The organism is Nonomuraea sp. NPDC049695 (assembly GCF_040674955.1).
In the GTDB taxonomy this organism is placed as follows: Bacteria; Actinomycetota; Actinomycetes; order Streptosporangiales; family Streptosporangiaceae; genus Nonomuraea; species Nonomuraea helvata.
Genome location: NZ_JBFANV010000067.1, coordinates 23281 through 41342 on the forward strand (window position 1 = coordinate 23281; position 18062 = coordinate 41342).

Annotated in this window: 21 protein-coding genes; 10 read left to right on the forward strand and 11 right to left on the reverse strand. The window is 70.4% G+C overall.

From position 1 onward, the window contains the following. Positions 1 to 42: 42 nt before the first annotated feature. From AB0J64_RS40345 to AB0J64_RS40360, 4 genes are all read right to left on the reverse strand, one after another. On the reverse strand, positions 43 to 645 hold the full coding sequence (locus AB0J64_RS40345) for a GNAT family N-acetyltransferase (protein ID WP_364039790.1): 603 nt from the start codon (positions 643 to 645) through the stop codon (positions 43 to 45). A gap of 201 nt (positions 646 to 846) precedes the next feature. Beyond that, positions 847 to 1584: a GntR family transcriptional regulator gene (locus AB0J64_RS40350; protein ID WP_364039793.1), complete on the reverse strand. Its 738-nt coding sequence runs from the start codon at positions 1582 to 1584 to the stop codon at positions 847 to 849. A 983-nt stretch (positions 1585 to 2567) separates the two neighbouring features. Further along, positions 2568 to 3011, reverse strand: a complete 444-nt coding sequence (locus tag AB0J64_RS40355) for an OB-fold domain-containing protein (RefSeq protein ID WP_364039796.1) — start codon at positions 3009 to 3011, stop codon at positions 2568 to 2570. After that, a complete protein-coding gene (locus AB0J64_RS40360; protein WP_364039799.1) occupies positions 3011 to 4180 on the reverse strand; it encodes an acetyl-CoA acetyltransferase in 1170 nt (389 codons plus the stop codon). Before AB0J64_RS40360 ends, AB0J64_RS40355 begins: the two co-directional genes overlap by 1 nt. A gap of 238 nt (positions 4181 to 4418) precedes the next feature. Here AB0J64_RS40360 and AB0J64_RS40365 point away from each other — a divergent pair, with 238 nt between their 5' ends. The 5 genes from AB0J64_RS40365 (at position 4419) to AB0J64_RS40385 (ending at position 9479) form a co-directional block, all read left to right on the forward strand. Then, on the forward strand, positions 4419 to 4940 hold the full coding sequence (locus AB0J64_RS40365; protein WP_344986574.1) for a flavin reductase family protein: 522 nt from the start codon (positions 4419 to 4421) through the stop codon (positions 4938 to 4940). Beyond that, positions 4927 to 6087 (forward strand): acyl-CoA dehydrogenase family protein, encoded by a 1161-nt coding sequence (locus AB0J64_RS40370; protein WP_364039802.1) that lies wholly within the window; start codon positions 4927 to 4929, stop codon positions 6085 to 6087. The genes AB0J64_RS40365 and AB0J64_RS40370 overlap by 14 nt, the downstream gene beginning before the upstream one ends. A 10-nt stretch (positions 6088 to 6097) precedes the next feature. Further along, positions 6098 to 6871, forward strand: a complete 774-nt coding sequence (locus AB0J64_RS40375) for an SDR family oxidoreductase (protein WP_344986576.1) — start codon at positions 6098 to 6100, stop codon at positions 6869 to 6871. A 100-nt stretch (positions 6872 to 6971) separates the two neighbouring features. Beyond that, on the forward strand, positions 6972 to 8231 hold the full coding sequence (locus AB0J64_RS40380; protein ID WP_364039898.1) for a DUF2252 domain-containing protein: 1260 nt from the start codon (positions 6972 to 6974) through the stop codon (positions 8229 to 8231). 48 nt (positions 8232 to 8279) lie between these two features. After that, positions 8280 to 9479 carry a hypothetical protein gene (locus AB0J64_RS40385; RefSeq protein WP_364039805.1) on the forward strand — a complete coding sequence of 400 codons (1200 nt, stop codon included), beginning with the start codon at positions 8280 to 8282 and terminating at the stop codon, positions 9477 to 9479. Here the strand turns inward: AB0J64_RS40385 and AB0J64_RS40390 are convergent. From AB0J64_RS40390 to AB0J64_RS40400, 3 genes are all read right to left on the reverse strand, one after another. Continuing rightward, the gene (locus AB0J64_RS40390) at positions 9476 to 10291 is read right to left on the reverse strand and encodes a hypothetical protein (protein ID WP_364039808.1); all 816 of its coding nucleotides are present in this window, start codon (positions 10289 to 10291) and stop codon (positions 9476 to 9478) included. The genes AB0J64_RS40385 and AB0J64_RS40390 overlap by 4 nt on opposite strands. Before the next feature lie 78 nt (positions 10292 to 10369). After that, positions 10370 to 10627, reverse strand: coding sequence for a hypothetical protein (locus AB0J64_RS40395; RefSeq protein WP_364039811.1), 258 nt, complete (start codon positions 10625 to 10627; stop codon positions 10370 to 10372). Positions 10628 to 10675: 48 nt separating this feature from the next. Next, positions 10676 to 10951: a hypothetical protein gene (locus AB0J64_RS40400; RefSeq protein ID WP_364039814.1), complete on the reverse strand. Its 276-nt coding sequence runs from the start codon at positions 10949 to 10951 to the stop codon at positions 10676 to 10678. Positions 10952 to 11097: 146 nt separating this feature from the next. Here AB0J64_RS40400 and AB0J64_RS40405 point away from each other — a divergent pair, with 146 nt between their 5' ends. Continuing rightward, the gene (locus AB0J64_RS40405; protein WP_364039817.1) at positions 11098 to 11751 is read left to right on the forward strand and encodes an NIPSNAP family protein; all 654 of its coding nucleotides are present in this window, start codon (positions 11098 to 11100) and stop codon (positions 11749 to 11751) included. A 3-nt stretch (positions 11752 to 11754) separates the two neighbouring features. Here the strand turns inward: AB0J64_RS40405 and AB0J64_RS40410 are convergent, their stop codons facing one another. Then, positions 11755 to 12657 carry an SDR family oxidoreductase gene (locus AB0J64_RS40410; protein WP_364039820.1) on the reverse strand — a complete coding sequence of 301 codons (903 nt, stop codon included), beginning with the start codon at positions 12655 to 12657 and terminating at the stop codon, positions 11755 to 11757. A gap of 31 nt (positions 12658 to 12688) precedes the next feature. Next, positions 12689 to 13426, reverse strand: coding sequence for an SDR family oxidoreductase (locus tag AB0J64_RS40415; protein ID WP_364039823.1), 738 nt, complete (start codon positions 13424 to 13426; stop codon positions 12689 to 12691). Positions 13427 to 13476: 50 nt separating this feature from the next. Here AB0J64_RS40415 and AB0J64_RS40420 point away from each other — a divergent pair, with 50 nt between their 5' ends. The 4 genes from AB0J64_RS40420 to AB0J64_RS40435 are packed head-to-tail and all read left to right on the forward strand — an operon-like array spanning position 13477 to position 16754. After that, entirely contained in the window at positions 13477 to 14205 is a 729-nt protein-coding gene (locus tag AB0J64_RS40420) for an enoyl-CoA hydratase family protein (RefSeq protein WP_364039825.1), read from the forward strand. Positions 14206 to 14213: 8 nt separating this feature from the next. Next, positions 14214 to 14984, forward strand: coding sequence for a CoA-transferase (locus AB0J64_RS40425; RefSeq protein WP_344987664.1), 771 nt, complete (start codon positions 14214 to 14216; stop codon positions 14982 to 14984). Next, on the forward strand, positions 14968 to 15690 hold the full coding sequence (locus AB0J64_RS40430; RefSeq protein ID WP_364039827.1) for a CoA-transferase: 723 nt from the start codon (positions 14968 to 14970) through the stop codon (positions 15688 to 15690). Before AB0J64_RS40425 ends, AB0J64_RS40430 begins: the two co-directional genes overlap by 17 nt. Beyond that, entirely contained in the window at positions 15687 to 16754 is a 1068-nt protein-coding gene (locus AB0J64_RS40435) for a nitronate monooxygenase (protein ID WP_364039829.1), read from the forward strand. Before AB0J64_RS40430 ends, AB0J64_RS40435 begins: the two co-directional genes overlap by 4 nt. Here AB0J64_RS40435 and AB0J64_RS40440 read toward each other — a convergent pair. Together AB0J64_RS40440 and AB0J64_RS40445 are read right to left on the reverse strand one after the other, a co-directional pair. Beyond that, the gene (locus AB0J64_RS40440; RefSeq protein ID WP_364039832.1) at positions 16714 to 17700 is read right to left on the reverse strand and encodes a hypothetical protein; all 987 of its coding nucleotides are present in this window, start codon (positions 17698 to 17700) and stop codon (positions 16714 to 16716) included. The genes AB0J64_RS40435 and AB0J64_RS40440 overlap by 41 nt on opposite strands. Further along, positions 17697 to 18029 carry a helix-turn-helix transcriptional regulator gene (locus AB0J64_RS40445; RefSeq protein WP_364039835.1) on the reverse strand — a complete coding sequence of 111 codons (333 nt, stop codon included), beginning with the start codon at positions 18027 to 18029 and terminating at the stop codon, positions 17697 to 17699. The genes AB0J64_RS40440 and AB0J64_RS40445 overlap by 4 nt, the downstream gene beginning before the upstream one ends. Positions 18030 to 18062 lie beyond the last annotated feature (33 nt).

The following is an 18062-nucleotide window of genomic DNA, read 5'->3' on the forward strand; positions in this document are numbered from 1 at the left end:
CGGGAGCCCGGCCGGGTCGGGCCCTGGCCGGGCATGGGGGCGTCAGGCGGTGATCAGTTCGGCCATCGTGAGGTCGCGGAAGGCCGTGGTGAACAGGTCTTCCGAGGCCCGTTCAAAAAGGGCCCCCGAGGCGCGGTGGGGAAGGTCCACCGTGCGGACGTGACGGAAACCGTGGAGGCGGTAGTACTCCTGGAGCCGCCGGTTCCCCTTGGAGCAGTCCAGCCGCAGCCAGGGCAGCCCGGCCGCGTGGGCCGAGGCGCCGGCCCAGTCCAGGAGGGCGTCGCCGAGGCCGCTGCCGGACCAGGGGCGGGCCACGGCGAGCTTGTGGACGTAAAGGGCCGCCCCGGGGTCGTCGTCCAGTGTCCAGAACTCCGGATCCGCGTGGCCGTCGAGGGCTATGGTGGCCACCGGCGGGGCCGATTCGTCGGGGTCGAGGTATCTGAGCTCGTCGTCGAGCAGGAACAGCACCCGCTCCTCAATGAGCGGCTCGATCCGCTCAGGGCCGAAGCCCCCGCGCGGCCACTGCCGCACTCCTTGCGTGTAGAGCCACTCGGCGGTGTCCGCGAGCAGGGTGAGTACGCCGGGAAGGTCCTCAGGCTCGGCTCTCCGGAGAGCGAGCGGGTGAAGCAGGGTGTTTGTGTGCATAATACAACTCCCGTTGCGTTGGGTGCGCGCGTAAACACAGAGCGTGATGACGCAATGTCGCGCAGGCCCGAAATGGGGCCTCAACCCGATATATATGGATAAATGGCGATTTAGGGGAGTATGCACGACTCCCCATGGCCAGCGAGGCGGCTATTTCTCGCTGCGCCCGGCCGGCTGAATCACCCCTTCACCCCGAGCCCGTTAGCGGCGGTCGAGCTCGTACCTGATCAGATGTTTGTCGGCGGGCAGCACCGACACCGCGACACGTACCGGCATGTCCGCCGCGTCGAATCCGACGCGGACGTAGACCATGACGGGCGTGCCGAGCTCTAGTTGGAGGCGCTCGGCCTCCTCCTGGTTGGGCATGCGGGCCCAGATGTCGTCCACGACGCGCACCTGTGCGTGGCCCAGTTCCTCCAATACCCGGTTCGCCCCTCGCCCGATGTCCCCGGGCCTGGCGATCTCGGAGTCTGCGACGAGATCACGCGGGAAGTAGGAATCGTTGGTGTTGTACGGCTGCCCGTCCACGAAACGCAGACGGCGTCTCACCACCGCCAATTCCCCATCCGCCAGCTCCAGCCTGCTGGCGATCTCCTCGACGGGAGACACCGTCAGCACCTCGATGTACTGACTCGGCGCGCGGCCTTCTTGCGCAACGGCGTAGGCGAAGGCTTCCCGCAGTTCGCCTGAAGGTTGCGGCTCCAGCTCCCGCTGCGGATAGATCAGCAGCGGTCTGCGATCCCTGACCACCGTCCCGCGCCGCGGCGTGCGCGTGACGAGCCCCTCATTGACGAGCTCTCCCAGGGCCAGCCTTACGGTGTTCCTGCTCACCCCATGGTCTTCCATGAGCTGCGCCTCGGTCGGTAGCTGTGCCCCCGGGCCGAGGACACCCGAGTAGATGGCTCGACGCAATTCCGCAGCCACCTGCTGATACAGCACCGACCTTGCCACTTTCACCCCTTTTGTTCCAACAATTTAGACGATCTGGTTCTAGCAGGCCACAACCCCTTGACCGAACCCCCTCCAGCGGCCCATCATCCATTCGTTGGTACAAATCCATCTAAAGGCCGGTGAGGGGGTGAAGGCCAGTGTTGCCGGTCCGCACGGGTACGCCGTACCTGCCCTGGCATGACCCTTGTGAAGCAACACGTTTACTGCGTTACGTGTTGCCTCGCGCGGGATTCACCCACACCTACCAGAGCAACGGCGCATCCGAGCAATCGGTGTTGACTGAGCTGACCGTGTGGTGCGACGACGGATCCTTTGTCTGGAACGAGGAGGGTGGCGCCCCCGTCACGCACCCCATCGATGACCCGGTCGGTGCAGCTCGACGCATCGCCGCACGTTACCGGCACCAGGAGCTTTCACACTCCCCCATCGACTCCGTGCGCGATTCAACGGTCTAGGACTCCATCCCTCGCCGGAGTCCTGGCGCCGCCGCTCACGGGGCAGGAAGCGCGTCCTGGCGGGTCCCCCACGCCCGCCAGGGCGCGCTATCCTCCGCGGGGAACCCGATGGCGCGCCGCTCTTCCCGATCCAGGGGACCGCGCCGCTTCCTTGCGATGACCAGGCGGACCGCGCGCCCCCGCCGCCCGCTTTCCCGCCATGACGGACAGTGCCCAGCGGGCACGGCCGGCCCCACCTTCCGACCATGGCCGGGCCCTGTCCAGGGGGACGCTCCTCAGGCGCGCACGGCACGACCGGCCGAGTGACCGGCGGACAGGCATGATCGTGACCCGCGACCTCCGGGCCATGCCTGTCACCGAGTCCGAACCAGTCATCGCTTGCCGCCAAGTCCGAGCCGTCCGCGTTGACGCCTACTGCCACATCATCAACCCTCGGAGCCCAACCAGGGGGCCGCTTCGTGATGGTGGGACTGGTGGGATTTTCCGGTACCAATCCAATTTCCGGACCAAGGTCAACTAGCGGGAGGATGTACGCCGGGCCGGATGAGTATCCAGATTCCCGCCATCCTCCGCAGGCTCCCAGTCCACCAGCGTCAGCTCCTCGTCGATCCGGCGGTAGGCGGCCCGGACCCGCTCGCCGGGCTCCGGGGGCCGATCGCCGCGCCAGTTCCCGTACACGAAGCACCCCGGCACCGCCGCCAGCCTGACCATCACCACCACGTACGGCTCCGCCAACCCCGGCATGAACGGCTGATGGTTGACGATCCAGCTCTCCACGACTCCCTCGGGCTCCACCTCCCGCCAGTGCCACGCCTCCGTCCGGCACGCGGGGCAGAAGGCCCGCGCCGGGAAGCGCGCCGCTCCGCAGCCGTCGCACTCCTGCACGGCGAACTCCCGCCTGCCGACACGCTCCCACCACTGCCTCGAGTCCCGGTCGAACGCGGGCCGGTACGCCGTCATCACGGCCTCCTCAGGATCAGGGCGGAGGTGGCCGGGAGGATGTAGCCGGGCTGGGCGGTGGAGAGCGCGACCTCGGCGCCCACCACCTGGCGGTCCCCGGCGTCGCCCCTGAGCTGGGAGACCGCCTCGGCGATGTGGTTCATGCCGTGGACGTAACCCTCCGACAGGAAGCCCCCGTGCGTGTTGACCGGGAGCGGGCCGTCCAGTGCGGTCGCGCCGGAGGCCACGTACGGGCCGCCCTCGCCCTTGCCGCAGAACCCGTAGTCCTCGAGCTGGACGACCACCGAGTACGTGAAGCAGTCGTACAGCTCGGCCACGTCGATGTCGCCCGGCCCGAGCCCGGCCTGCGCGTAGAGGCGCGGGGCCAGGGCGGCGGCCGCCGTCACCGTGGGGTCGGCGGACGGGTCCGACAGGTGTGTGGTGCCGCCACCCCAGGCGGCGGCCGAGACCAGCACCGGAGTGCGGCGGAGCGAGCGGGCGCGTTCGGCCGTGGTGACGACCACGGCGCAGGCGCCGTCCGTCTCCAGGCAGCAGTCCAGCAGCCGGAACGGCTCCGCGATCCACCTGCTCGCCAGATAGTCGTCCAGCGTGATCGGGGTACGCATCAACGCCCGGGGGTTCTTGGCGGCGTTGGCGCGCTGGGTGACCGCCAGTTGCCCGAAGTGCTCGGCTTTCGTCCCATATTTCGACATGTGGGCTCTGGCGTACATGGCGTACTGCTGCGGCGGCGCCACATACCCGTACGGAGCCTGGTACTGCACCTCAGGACTCACCGGAACGCCCCGGCCCGTGCCGCCCATGCGGAACTCCGAGCGGGCGTTGATGGCCCGGTAGCAGACGACCGTCTCGGCCATCCCCGCCGCCACCGCGAGCGCCGCCTGACCGACGACCGCATGCGACACGCTCCCGCCGCCGAACTGGTCCAGGTGCCAGGCGAGGTCCGTCAGGCCCAGCGCCGGCCCGACCAGCGTGGGCGCGGCCGAGTCCCCCACGCGGTGCGTGGCCAGCCCGTCCACGTCGTCCACCGAGAGCCCCGCGTCCTCCACCGCGGCCAGCACGGCACGACAGGCCAGGGTGAGCGTGCTGACGCCCGAGTCCTTGGTGAACGGGGTGTAACCCACCCCGGCTATGGCGGTGCGGTCCCGGAAGTCAAGCAAGCGCTTGGACACATTCGTCACACTAAGCCGGACATTTCTCCCATGTCAACGCGCCTTACCCCACGCGACATGCGAACTTGACATGGTTTCGCCGCTTCACCTACCGTCCAAGCAAGCGCTTGGTAAGATAGGGCGCAGCCGGTGGACTAGGAGGCGGACCATGAGCACACACGCTGCCCGGCTCGTGGCGCCGGACGGCTGTCGCGGCCTTCCGACGCCCCAGCAGCGCAGAAATCGCAATGGAGCCGCCATGCCGACCGGCCCTTCCTATCAAAGCGCGAACGGCCACCTCGACAGCCGCCTCTTCCGGCAGGTGCTCGGCAGGTTCGCGACCGGCGTGGTGGCGATCACGGCGGTGGACCCGGCGAGCGGGCAGCCGTGCGGGCTGGCGGCCAACTCCTTCACCTCCGTCTCACTCACGCCGCCTCTCGTGGCGTTCTGCGTGGCGTACACGAGCACGAGCTGGCCCAGGGTGCGCGGCGCGAAGGTCGTCACCGTCAACGTGCTGGCCGAGCACCAGCAGGACGTGTGCGCCCAGATGGCGACCAAGGGCGGCGACAAGTTCGCGGGCCTGGAGTGGACCGGCTCCCCCGGCGGCAACCCGGTGCTCGAAGGCGCGCTGGCCTGGATGGACTGCGTGGTCGAGGCCGAGCACCCGGCCGGTGACCACGTGATCGTGGTGGCCAGGGTGCTCCAGCTCGACACGCACGCCGAAGGCGGCCCGCTGGTGTTCTTCCGCGGCGGGTACGGCGGCTTCGTTGAGCCTGCCTGACCCGGCGGGGCTCCGCGAGGAGGCCAGGGCCTGGCTGGAGGAGGCGCTGAGCGGCGAGTTCGCCCACGCCAGGGGGCTCGGCGGGCCGGGGCGCGAGCACGAGGGCCACGAGCTGCGCCAGGCGTGGGAGCGCCATCTCGGCAAGGCCGGCTGGACCTGCCTGGGCTGGCCCGAGCGGTACGGCGGCCGCGCCGCCTCCCTGGAGGACCAGGTGGCCTTCTACGAGGAGTACGCCAGGGCCGACGCCCCCGCCAGGGTGGGCCACATCGGCGAGGGGCTGATCGGCCCGACCATCCTCGAATTCGGCACCGACGAGCAGAAGGACCGCTTCCTACCGCCCATCCAGCGTGGCGAGGAGCTGTGGTGCCAGGGCTACTCCGAGCCCGAGGCCGGCTCCGACCTCGCCAACGTCCAGACGAAGGCACACCTCGAAGGCGGCGAATGGGTCATCACCGGCCAGAAGGTGTGGACCTCGCTGGCGCACGTGGCCGACTGGTGCTTCGTGCTCTGCCGCACGGAGCCGGGCTCGCAGCGGCATCGAGGCCTGTCGTACCTGCTCGTCCCCATGGAGCAGCCCGGCGTCGTCGTACGGCCGATCGTGCAGCTGACCGGGACATCCGAGTTCAACGAGGTCTTCTTCGACGGCGCGCGCACGGCTGCGGGGAACATCCTGGGGGCACCGGGCGACGGCTGGCGGGTCGCGATGGCCACGCTCGGCCACGAGCGGGGGGCCTCGACGCTCGGGCAGCAGATCGGGTTCAGGCGCGAGCTGGCCAAGGTGATCGAGACGGCCCGGAGCACCGGCGCCATCGACGATCCCGTGCTGCGCGACCGGCTCGTCCGGTCGTGGCTGGAGCTGGAGGTCATGCGGCTCAACGCGCTCAGGATGCTGCGCCCCGACCCGGGTCCCGAGGCGTCGCCCGAGGTGTCGATCGCCAAGCTCTACTGGTCGGAGTGGCACCGGAGGCTGGGCGAGCTGGCGCAGGCCGTGCAGGGCAGAGCCGGGCTGGTGGCCAGGACCGAAGAGGGCGAGCTCAACGAGCTGCAGCGGCTCTACCTGTTCAGCCGCGCGGACACGATCTATGCCGGATCCAGCGAGATCCAGCGGAACATCATCGCCGAGCGCACCCTGGGACTCCCCCGCTGATTGGAGCACGATGCCTCCTCCCTACCCGAAGGCGCATGGACTGCTCGACGGCAAGGTGACGCTCGTGACGGCCGCCGCCGGAGCGGGCATCGGCTACGCGACCGCGCGGCGCTGCGCCGAGGAGGGCGCGACGATCGTCCTGTCGGACCGGCACGAGCGCCGCCTGTCGGAGGCCGCCGACGCGCTGACCGAGCTCACCGGCGTCAAGCCGCTCGCCGTGCCGTGCGACGTGACGTCGGAGCCGCAGGTGCTGGCGCTGTTCGACGCGGTGGTGGAGGCGCACGGCAGGCTCGACGTGGTCGTCAACAACGCCGGTCTGGGCGGTACGGCCCCGCTGGCCGAGATGTCCGACGACCAGTGGCACGCGGTCATCGACGTCACCCTGAACGGCACCATGCGCTGCACCAGGGCGGCACTCAGGCAGATGATCGCCCAGGGCTCCGGCGTCATCGTGAACAACGCCTCCGTGATCGGCTGGCGGGCCCAGCGGGGCCAGTCACACTACGCGGCCGCCAAGGCCGGCGTGATGGCGCTGACCAGGTGCGTGGCGCTGGAGGCCGCCGAGCACGGCGTACGGGTCAACGCGGTGGCACCCTCGCTGGCGGTGCACCCGTTCCTGGCGAAGGTGACCAGTGAGGAGCTGCTGGCGGAGCTGGCGGCCAAGGAGGCGTTCGGGCGGTCGGCCGAGCCGTGGGAGGTGGCGAATGTCATCGTCTTCCTGGCCAGCGACTACTCCTCGTACATGACGGGAGAGGTGGTCTCGGTCTCCTCGCAGCACCCCTGACCAGGCCCTGTCAGGGAAAGACCGGGGTAGGCGGCAAGGGGGATCGGGATCTAGGGTCCGGGGTATGGGCGAACGCTCCTCCTTCCTGCTCGATGTCCTCATGGCAGAGTTCGGCGAGTCAATCCAGCGAGACCCCGCCGCTTTCAGGCGGAAATTTCGGAAAATGGCGGCTTCTCCCTTCGCCTTCTACCGGGGCAGCGCCTGCCTGTTCTACGCCGACATGACCGGCACGTACGTGGACGGGTCCTACCTTGACGAGCCGACCAGCCGGGTCTGGATCCACGGCGACCTCCACGCGGAGAACTTCGGCACGTACATGAACGCCTCCGGCGTCCTGGTCTTCAACGTCAACGACTTCGACGAGGCGTACGTGGGCCCGTACGTCTGGGACCTCAAGCGCTTCGCCGCCAGCGTGGCGCTCCTCGGGTACGCCAAGGCGCTGTCCGACGACGCGATCAGCGTGCTCGTGACCGACTTCGCCGGCGCGTACCTGGTCGAGCTGGCCGCCATCGCGGCCGGCGGGGACGACGCGATCGGCTCGCTCACGCTGGACACCACGACCGGCGTGCTGCACCGGGTCCTGCAGACGGCGCGGCTCAGCACGCGGGTGGCGCTGCTGGACGTCGAGACCGCGATCGACGGCTACGACCGGCGGTTCGCGCTCATGGAGGGCCGGGAGAGCGTGGACGCGGCGACCAGGAAGGCCGTGCTGGCCGCGTTCCGCGACTATCTGACCACGTTGCCGGGGCAGAGCGACGGCGTCGAGCACGTCATCAAGGACGTGGCGCTGCGCAAGGGCGTGGGCATCGGATCGGCGGGGCTGCCCTCGTACAACCTGCTGCTCGAAGGGCGCTCGCAGGCGCTGGAGAACGACGTCATCCTCTACATGAAGCAGGCCGCGGTGCCCGCGGTGGCACGGTACGTCACCGACGAGAAGGTGGCCTCCTACTTCCTGCACCAGGGACATCGCACGGCGGAGTCGCAGCGGGCCCTGCAGGCGTACGCCGATCCGTGGCTCGGCTACACGACGCTGAACGGGGTGGGCCAGCTCGTGGCCGAGGTCTCGCCGTACTCCGCCGACCTCGACTGGGACGACGTCAACGAGCCGGAGGAGCTCCGCTCGATCATGCAGGACCTGGGGCGGGCGGTGGCGCGCATGCACTCGGTGGCCGATGACGAGTCCAGCCATGACCTCGTCGACTTCTCGACGGAGGAGGCGATCGTGGCGGTGATCGGTGACGACAAGCCCGGATTTATCGGGATGCTGGTGGATTTTGCCCACCGGTATGGGGCACAGGCCCGGGAAGACCATCAAAGGTTCGTCGACCTGTTCCGCAACGGCCGCCTCCCTGGCGTCTGACCCCCAGGTGCTTGACGCTGCGACCGCGCGGGCGGGAGGAGGGGCGTCGTGCGACATCTGATCGGGCTGCTGCTGGGGACGGAGGAGGACTGGCCGTCGGCGTTCGAGACCGTGCTGCGGCGGCTCGGCCCGATCAAGGGGGTGGGCGAGTTCGACGTGGAGCGCATCACGATCGAGCCGTTCGACCTGCGCGCCAAGCCGCGTCACCAGCTGGTGATCGACCGGCTGGCGTACTGGTACTACCACCCGCGCGAGTGGCTCAAGAAGATCTCCATGATGGACGACGTCTACCTGCTGAACAGCCCGTTCACGTTCCAGTCGATGGAGAAGCACACGGCGTACTGCGCGATGATGCGGCTCGGGCTCAAGGTCCCGGAGACGGCGCTCGTGCCGTACAAGAACCCGCTCGACAACACGCGGTACGCCTACACCGCGGCCCGCTACAACAAGCCCTTCGACCTGGACGAGGTGGCGGAGCGGGTCGGCTACCCGCTCTTCATGAAGCCGTACGACGGCGGGGCCTGGCGCGGCGTGTCGCTGGTGCGCGACCGGGACGAGCTGCACCGGGCCTACGACCAGAGCGGCGAGATGCTCATGCACCTCCAGCAGGCCATCCAGGGGTACGACGCGTTCGCCAGGTCGCTGTCGATCGGGGCGGAGACGATGGTGATGCGGTTCAGGCCCGATGAGCCGATGCACGCCCGCTACGCCGTGGACCACGAGTTCCTGTCGCCGTCCGTGGGCGAGGAGGTGGTGACCATCGGCAAGCTCGTGAACGCGTTCTTCCGGTGGGAGTTCAACTCCTGCGAGACCCTGGTCAAGGGCTCGGACGTGCACCCCATCGACTACGCCAACGCCTGCCCCGACGTGGCGCTGACCAGCCTGCACTACTACTTCCCCTGGGCGATCAAGACGCTGGTGAAGTGGAGCGTGTTCTGCGTGGCCACCCGGCGCAGGCCGCGGATCGACCTGGAGACGCACGACTACTTCGCCGTCGAGGGGACGTACGAGGAGCGGCTGGCCGAGTACCGGCGGCTGGCGGACAAGTACTTCGAGACCGACCGCTACCACGAGTTCTGCCAGGAGCACCTGGCGCACATCGACGAGGTGGTGCTGGAGTGGGTGGCCGGGGCCGAGTTCGACCGGTTACTGGTGGACACCGTGACCGCCACGTACCCGGCCCACGAGCGCGACCGCTTCGTCGAGCACTTCCGCGGGCTGCTGCGGCTCTGGGTGAAGGAGTCCTAGAGCAGCTCGCGCAGCGCCGTGGCGAGGTTGGCCGCCGCGCGCGGCTCATAGCGCAGGAAGAGGTACGGCTCCGTCAGCTCCACCTCGATGACGGCGGGCTCGCCGCCGGGTAGCCGGACCAGGTCGATCCTGGCGTAGAGCAGGGGCTGGGGTACGGCGGTGAGCACCTTCTCCGCGAGATCGACCTGGTCCGGGGCTGGTGTGCGGAGCTGTGCCCGCGCGTTGTCGTCGTACGTCATCCCCGGTGCCAGCATGGGCAGGCGGCGTACGGCGTGGCTGAAACGGCCGTTGAAGTAGAGCAGCGAGGTCTCGCCCTCCGACTCCACCATGTCGAGGTACGGCTGCACCATCGGGGTGCGCCCGTCGGCCTCCAGCGCCGCGGCCAGCGCCCTGGCCTGGTCGCAGTCGGCCGTCCTGGTGGTGTCGCGGGCACCGGCGGAGATCGCCGGCTTGACCACGTACTCCGGCCAGTCCGGCAGCCCCTCCGACGACCAGTGCGTCGGCACGGTCGGCACCCCGAGCTCCCGCAGGTAGGTCTTGTCGGTGTTGGTCTCGAGGACCGAGGACGGGTTGAGCAGCCTGGTGACGGACTCCACGCGGCGCGTCCACGCCAGGAACTCCTCCCGCCTGAGGATGTAGTCCCAGACCGATCGGACGACCACGGCGTCGTACGCGCTCCAGTCGACGGCGGCATCGTCCCAGCGCTCGACGCGCCCGTCGATGCCCGCTTCCCGCCAGGCCGACAGGGCGAGGTCGCGCTCGTCGTCGCCGCCCTCGGGGTCCTCAAACGTTACATATGCACAAATAGCCATCCAGGGATGCTATTACGGCGCGAGCCAGGCCTTTTCCGGCCCGGCTCGCGTCGCTGCGCCTCCCACCGGGCTACCGGACTACCGGATGTCGTGGACGGTCACGGTGCCGCGGTTGGCGGCGGTCGCGGCGTTGCCGTTGACATTGTTGAGGCTGGTGGCGGTGGTGCCGCTCCGGTTGCTGCTGACCACGTTGCCGAAGTTGTTGCCCGACTGCGACGAACTCCGGTTGGAGCTGGTGTTTCCGGCGTTGACGTCCGCGTACGCCGGTGCCGACAGCAGCGCCACACCTGTGGCCGCCGCGGCGATAAGACCGGTCACGCAGAGCTTCTTCATCATGTTGGTCGTTGTCCTCTCGGATCGTCTTGGCTTTCGGACGTCAGCCGGTCAGTAGAAGATGTAGGTCACCGTGACCCCACCGTCGGTGGCGGTCGGGGCGATGCCGTTGATGTTGTTGACATTGGTGGAGCCGCCCCCGGCGCGGTTGACGGCGGTGACGTCGCCGAAGTTGTTCCCGGACTGGGACGAGCCGCTGTTGTCGCTCCAGTTGCCGTACCAGCTGTCGCTGCTCCAGGCGTCGTCGGCGTGAGCGGGGGGAGCCGACAGTGCGCCGCCGACGGCCGCTCCCACCACGGCCACGACGGCGCACACTCTTCTGATCACTTCTGCTCCTTCCTTGACCGGAGGAGATCAAGGCCAGTGCGAGCATATAACTGTGCGTTGCCGTTAGGTGGCAATACGTTACCAGAATATTGTTCAATCAATTCGCTGACAGGAGGTGTCAGTTACCCCGGCCTACCGTCCATCGCGTGATCTATGACCTGCGGCAGTACACCCTGCTTCCCGGACGACGGGACACGCTGATCGAGCTGTTCGAGCGCGAATTCGTCGAGACGCAGGAGGCGGTGGGCATGCGCGTCCACGGCACCTTCCGCGTCGAGGGCGCGCCCGACCGGTTCGTCTGGCTGCGCTCCTACCCCTCCATGCCCGCGCGACAGGCGTCCCTGGAGGCCTTCTACGACGGGCCGGTGTGGGAGGCCCACCGCGACGCCGCCAGGGACACCATGAAGGACACCGACGACGTGCTGCTCCTGCACTCCGTGGGGGCTGAGCTGCCTGAATGGGAGCGCCCTGCCATCGGGGCCACCGAGCTGCCGTCGTCGCTGTACGCCGCCACGATCTACCACGTCGAGGACGGCTTCTCCGCGTTCTTCGCCCGCGAGGTCGCGCCCGTCCTGGTCGAGGCGGGGGTGCCGCCGATCGCCTGCCTGGAGACCGAGCACTCGGAGAACAACTTCCCCCGGCACCCGATCCGGACCGGGGAGAACGTGTTCGTGTGGTTCGCCCGCTTCGAGGGCGCCGAGGACGAGCGGGAGGTGGAGCTGCCCATGCTGAAGCCCCGCCTGACGGCCGCTCCCGAGCGCATCCTGCTGCGGCCCACCGCTCGCTCGGCCATGCGCTGACCGTCAGGTCCCGTAGACAGGTTCGGGGGGCGGGGCGGAGGCGAGGAGGGTGGTGACCGCGTCACCGACGCGCGCCGGGTCCCAGCGCCCGTCCCCGTCCACCCTGGGACCGTGCCGCCAGCCCGTGGCCAGGGCGATCGTCCCGCCCTCCACCTCGAACACCCGCCCCGTCACCAGGCCGGACCCCGCGGACCCGAGCCAGACGACGAGCGGGGAGACGTTCGCCGGGTCCATGGGGTCGAAGCCGGACTCCGGCCTGGCCATGGTGGCGGCGAACACCTCCTCGGTCATCCGGGTACGCGCGGCGGGCGCGATGGCGTTCACCGTCACGCCGTACCTCGCCAGCTCGGCGGCGGCCACCTGCGTCAGCGCGGCGATCCCCGCCTTGGCGGCCGAGTAGTTGGCCTGGCCGACGCTGCCCAGCAGGCCCGCTCCGGACGAGGTGTTGATCACTCGGCCCTCGACGCGCTCGCCTGCCTTGGACCTCTCCCGCCAGTGCGCCGCCGCGTGGCGCAGCGGCAGGAAGTGGCCCTTGAGGTGGACGCGTACGACGTCGTCCCAGTCCTGCTCGGTCATGGAGACGAGCATCCTGTCCCTGAGGAAGCCCGCGTTGTTCACCAGGACGTCGAGGCGGCCGTACGCGCTGACGGCGGTCTTGACCAACCGGGCCGCGCCGCCCCAGTCGGACACGTCGTCGCTGTTGGCCACCGCCTGGCCGCCGAGGGCGCGGATCTCCTCGACCACCTCCAGCGCGGGGCCGCCCGACCTGCCCTGGCCGTCCCTGGCTGTGCCGAGGTCGTTCACCACGACGCGGGCGCCCTGCCTGGCGAACTCCAGCGCGTGTTCCCTCCCGATGCCCCGACCGGCACCCGTCACGACCACCACGCGGCCGGCACAGATTCCCACACAGACCTCCCAGAAGGATCATGCAGAGATATCAGGAAACGTCGCTGGAGGCCAGGTGCCGCCAGGCGGGGATCTCGCCGCCGCCGTCCACCCGTACCTCCGCGCCCGTGACGTAGCCGGGCGCGGCCAGCCACAGGCACGCGGCGGCCACGTCGGCGGGCGTCGCCATCCGGCCCGCGGGGATGGCCGCCCCCATCCCGTCGTCGCGCCCGCCGTAGTGGGAGGAGGCGTGCTCCGTGGCGGCGAGGCCGACGACGACCGTGTTGACGCGTACCTGCGGGGCCCATTCCGCGGCCAGGCAGCGGGCCAGGTGGTGCAGCCCCGCCTTGGCGGCGCCGTACGCGGAGGTGCCGGGCGAGGGGCGCGCGCCGCCGGCGCTGCCGATCATCACGACCGCCCCGCCGGCGGCGGCGAGCAGCGGGTACGCCTGCTGCGAGACCAGCAGCGGGGCCGTGAGGTTGAGCTCGATGACGCGGGCGTGCAGGCGCGGCGAGGTGCCCTCCAGCGGCGCGTACGGCGAGCCGCCCGCGTTGTTGACCACCACGTCGAGCCGGTCGAACCCGGAGATCAGCCGCTCGACGTCGTCGGGCACGCGCACGTCCGCCCGCACGAACCGGAGCCCCGGGAGAGGGGCGGCGGGATCGCGCCTGGCGCAGACCGTCACCTCGGCGCCCGCTTCGCGGAAGGCGCAGGCGATCCCGGCGCCGATGCCCTGGGTGCCGCCCGTCACCAGGACGGCCTTGCCCGTGTAGTCGTAAGTCACGGTCACGGGTGCTACCGTACCAAGCAAGCGTTAGGTGCAACCAGACGGGAGCGGGGATGGGAATCACCCTGCGGGCCGGGCCGATCGCCGAGATCGTGGTGAACGTGCCGCCGGTGAACGCGTTGAGCGTGCGGGGCTGGGAGGAGCTGGCGGAGACCGTCCGGCGGGCCGGGGACGATCCGGAGACCAGGGTGGTGGTGCTGCGGGCCGAGGGACGCGGGTTCAACGCCGGGGTCGACATCAAGGAGCTGCGGGACGCCGAGGGTCACCAGGCGCTGGTCGGGGTCAACCGGGCGTGTTACGCGGCCTTCGCGGCGGTCTACGAGTGCGCGGTGCCGGTGATCGCGGCGGTGCACGGCTTCTGCCTGGGCGGCGGCGTCGGCCTGGCGGGGAACGCCGACATCGTGGTGGCGAGCGACGACGCCTACTTCGGGCTGCCCGAGGTGGACAGGGGCGCGCTGGGCGCGGCCACGCACCTGGCCAGGCTGGTGCCGCAGCACCTGATGCGGACCATGGTCTACACGTGCAGGAACGTGACGGCCGCCGAGCTGCACGCGTTCGGGTCGGTGCTGGAGGTGGTGCCACGCGACAAGCTGCGCGACGCGGCGCTGGAGGTGGCGGGGCAGATCGCCGCGAAGGATCCGTACGTGATCCGCTGCGCCAAGGAGTCGCTCAACGGCATCGACCCCGTGGACGTCAAACGCAGCTACCGCTTCGAGCAGGGCTTCACCTTCGAGCTGAACCTGACGGGCGCCGGAGACCGGCACAGGGAGCGATTCACGTGACCAAGCTGATGTCGGCCGAGGAGGTCGCGAGCGGGATCGAGAGCGGGATGACGGTCGGGATCGGCGGCTGGGGCTCGCGCCGCAAGCCGATGGCCCTCGTACGCGCCCTCCTCCGCTCCCCCGCCGACGACCTCACGATCGTCTCGTACGGCGGCCCGGACGTGGGCATGCTGTGCGCGGCGAAGAAGGTCCGCAGGGTGGTGGCCCCTTTCGTCACGCTCGATTCCATCCCCTTGGAGCCTCATTTCCGGCGGGCCAGGCAGGCCGGGGAGATCGAGTTCGTGGAGTACGACGAGGGGATGTTCATGTTCGGGCTGCTGGCGGGGGCGCACCGGCTGCCGTTCCTGCCGACGCGGGCCGGGCTCGGGTCGGACGTGCTGCGGGTCAACCCCGGGCTGCGGACGGTCCGGTCACCGTACGCGGACGGGGAGGAGCTGGTCGCGGTGCCCGCGCTGGCCATGGACGTGGCCCTGGTCCACCTGAACCGGGCCGACTCCCGGGGCAACGCTCAATACCTGGGCCCCGACCCGTACTTCGACGACCTCTACGCCAAGGCCGCGCGGCGGTGTTACGTGTCGTGCGAGCGGGTGGTGGAGGACCTCATGAAGGAAGGGCCCGTGCAGTCGTTGCTGATCAGCCGCTCGATGGTGGCGGGGGTGGTGGAGGCGCCCGGCGGGGCGGGGTTCACCTCGTGCGAGCCCGACTACGGGCGGGACGAGGCGCTCCAGCGGCGTTACGTGGAGACGCCTTGGGAGGAGTTCGATGAGCAGCAGGGCTGACGTGTGCGTGGTGGCGTGCGCGGAGGCGTTCAGGGGCGACGGGGAGATCCTCGCGGCGGGGATCGGCGGGGCGGTCACGGTGCTGGCGGCGCGGCTGGCGCGGCTGACGTTCGAGCCGGAGCTGCTCACGCACGACGGCGCCTGCCTGCTCACCGGCGACGTGCCCACCCTGGGCGAGGCGCCCGGGGTGGTGGAGGGGTGGCTGCCGTTCCGCGAGCACCTGTGGCTGGTGCTGAACGGGCGGCGGCACGTCATGCTCGGGGCCAGCCAGATCGACCGGTACGGCAACACGAACATCTCGTGCATCGGCGACTGGTCGCGCCCCAAGGCACAGCTGCTGGGCGTGCGCGGCGCGCCGGGGAACACGCGCTGCGATCCGACCAGCTACTGGATCCCCCGGCACTCCCCCCGGGTGTTCGTGCCCTCGGTGGACCTGGTCAGCGGCGTCGGGACGGACCGGGGCGCCTTCGACCTGCGCCGGGTGGTGACGAACCTGGCCGTCCTGGACTTCCGCGGCCCCGGCGGGACCATGCGGCTGGTGTCGGTGCATCCCGGGGTGAGTGTGGCCGACGTGGTGGCGGCGACCGGCTTCGAGCTGCACATCCCCGCGAAGGTCAGCCGGACGCGCGGGCCGACCGTCGAGGAGCTCGACGTCCTGGACCGCCTCGACCCCGAGCGGACCCGCGACCGCGAGGTGGCGGCGTGAGGACCGCGCTGACCGATCTGGTCGGATGCCGCCACCCGATCGTGCAGACCGGCATGGGGTACGTCGCCGGGGCCCGGCTGGCGGCGGCCACCTCGCAGGCGGGCGGTCTGGGCGTGATCGGCGCCGCGACGATGTCCGTGGCCGAGATGACCGCGGCGATCAGGCGGGTCAAGGAGCGCACGGACGCGCCTTTCGGGGTGAACATCCGTTCCGACGCCGACGACGCCGGGGCGCGGATCGAGGTGCTGATCAGGGAGGGCGTGCGGGTGGCGTCGTTCGCGATGGCGCCCGAGCGCGACCTGATCGCCCGGCTCAAGGACGCGGGCGTGGTCACGATCCCGTCGGTGGGGGCCCGCCGGCACGCGGAGAAGGTGGCGGGCTGGGGCGTCGACGCGCTGATCGTCCAGGGCGGCGAGGGCGGCGGCCACACCGGGCCCGTCGCCACCACCTTGCTGCTGCCCCAGGTCGTGGACGCGGTGGACATCCCGGTCATCGCGGCCGGGGGCTTCTTCGACGGGCGGGGGCTGGTGGCGGCCCTGGCGTACGGGGCGTGCGGGATCGCCATGGGGACCAGGTTCCTGCTGACGAGCGACTCCCCCGTGCCCGACGAGGTGAAGAAGCTGTACTTGGCCACGCGGGAGACGGTGGTCACGACCAGGGTGGACGGGGTGCCGCACCGGGTGCTCCTGACGCCTTTCGTGGCGTCACTGGAGCGGTCACGCCTGATCAGGGCGGTGCTGAACGGGGCCCGCTTCAAACGCCTGTCGGGCCTTTCCTGGGCGGAGATGCTCAGGGAGGGCAGGCGGATGCGGCAGGCCAGGGACCTGACGTGGGCCCAGGTGCTGCAGGCGGCCAACACGCCCGTGCTGCTGCGGGCCGCCATGGTGGAGGGACGGGCTGATCTCGGGGTGATGGCGTCGGGCCAGGTGGTGGGCGTGATCGACGATCTGCCGTCATGCCGGGAGCTGATCGACCGCATCATGGCCGAGGCCGAGAGCTCCCTCTCCCACCTGACCCGGGCACTTACGTCGCCAACGCTTCCTGACCGCTCCGGCGGCGGGTGAGCGCCGCGCCGGCGGCGAAGGCCAGGGCCGCGCAGCCGAGCTGGGCGAGGGCCGTGGAGGTGGGGATCCACAGCAGGTCCCCAAGGTCGCCGAGGGCGGCCGCGGGCAGGAACAGCACCAGCGCCGCCCGCCGCCCCACCGCCGACCGGCACGCGTACCCGGCGGCCAGGGAGACCACGACGAGCCAGGGCACCGGTTTCCAGACCACGACGTCCTGATGGGCGATCACGTCCACCCAGCGCACGAGGGCCTTGCTGGCGGTCAGCCCCGCCAGCGCGAGCGGCGCCCAGAGCAGCAAGGTGCGCCGGGGGACGGCCGCGAGGGCGCGGTGGGCCGCGGGCAGGAAGGCGATGACGACCGCCGCCACGTGCGCCAGGAGGACCGGACCGACGTTCGGTGTCGCCAAGTGCACCAGAAGGACCCGGCCGCTCGGCACCGACAGGACGTTGATGCTCGGAAGCAGCCCGCTCCAGGGGTCCGCGATACCCAGTACGAGCATGACCGTGCCGAGCGCGGCGACCCACCTGCGGCCGGACAGCACGGCCAGTGCGAGCACGGCCGCGATGGCGACCGGCTGGGCCAGGTGCCGGATCGTAGCGGGTCCGGCCAGGACGGCGACGCCGAAATTCCACGCGGTCTCCAGGTTTCTGCTGCCGTCCACCAGCGCCTTGGCCAGTGCCGCCGTCAGCATCAGCAAGGGCCACAGCGCCGCGGCGAGCGCGACCCCGTCCCGCCAGGAGGGCGCCGAGACCGCGCCGAACGCCCGCCGGGCGTGCACCCGTAACGCGCCCCAGAGCAGGTCGGCCGCGTCGGCCGGATGCGGGCGGGTCTGGCCGGGCCGCGCGCCGGCCAGCAGCACGCCGATCATCTCCTCCTCGTGCCGGGCCCGGTGATCGCGCGGATAGCAGGCCAGCAGGCGGCGGTAGCGGGCTTCGAGCGGGCTCATGCCGCGCCTCCCGCCCCTGCGGCGCGCAGGCGCGCGGTGGCCGCCCGGGCGTTCCTGCGCATCCGCTCGGCCTCCGCCGCCAGCCTGGCCGCGCCGTCGCCGGTCAGCTTGTAGTAGCGGCGCACCCTCCCGTCCACGATCTCCTCCCGGTCCGCCTCGATGAGGCCCTCTGCCTGGAGGCGGTCGAAGGCGGCGTACAGAGTGCCGGCGCGCAGGCGGACCTGGCCGTCGGAGATGCGTTCCACGTCGGTGATCACGCCGTAGCCGTGCTGTGGGCCGGCGGCGAGCGCGGTGAGGATGAGGAAAGTGGGTTCCTGCATCGGCTTCATGCGATCAATATATACCGATGATCTGCATATGAC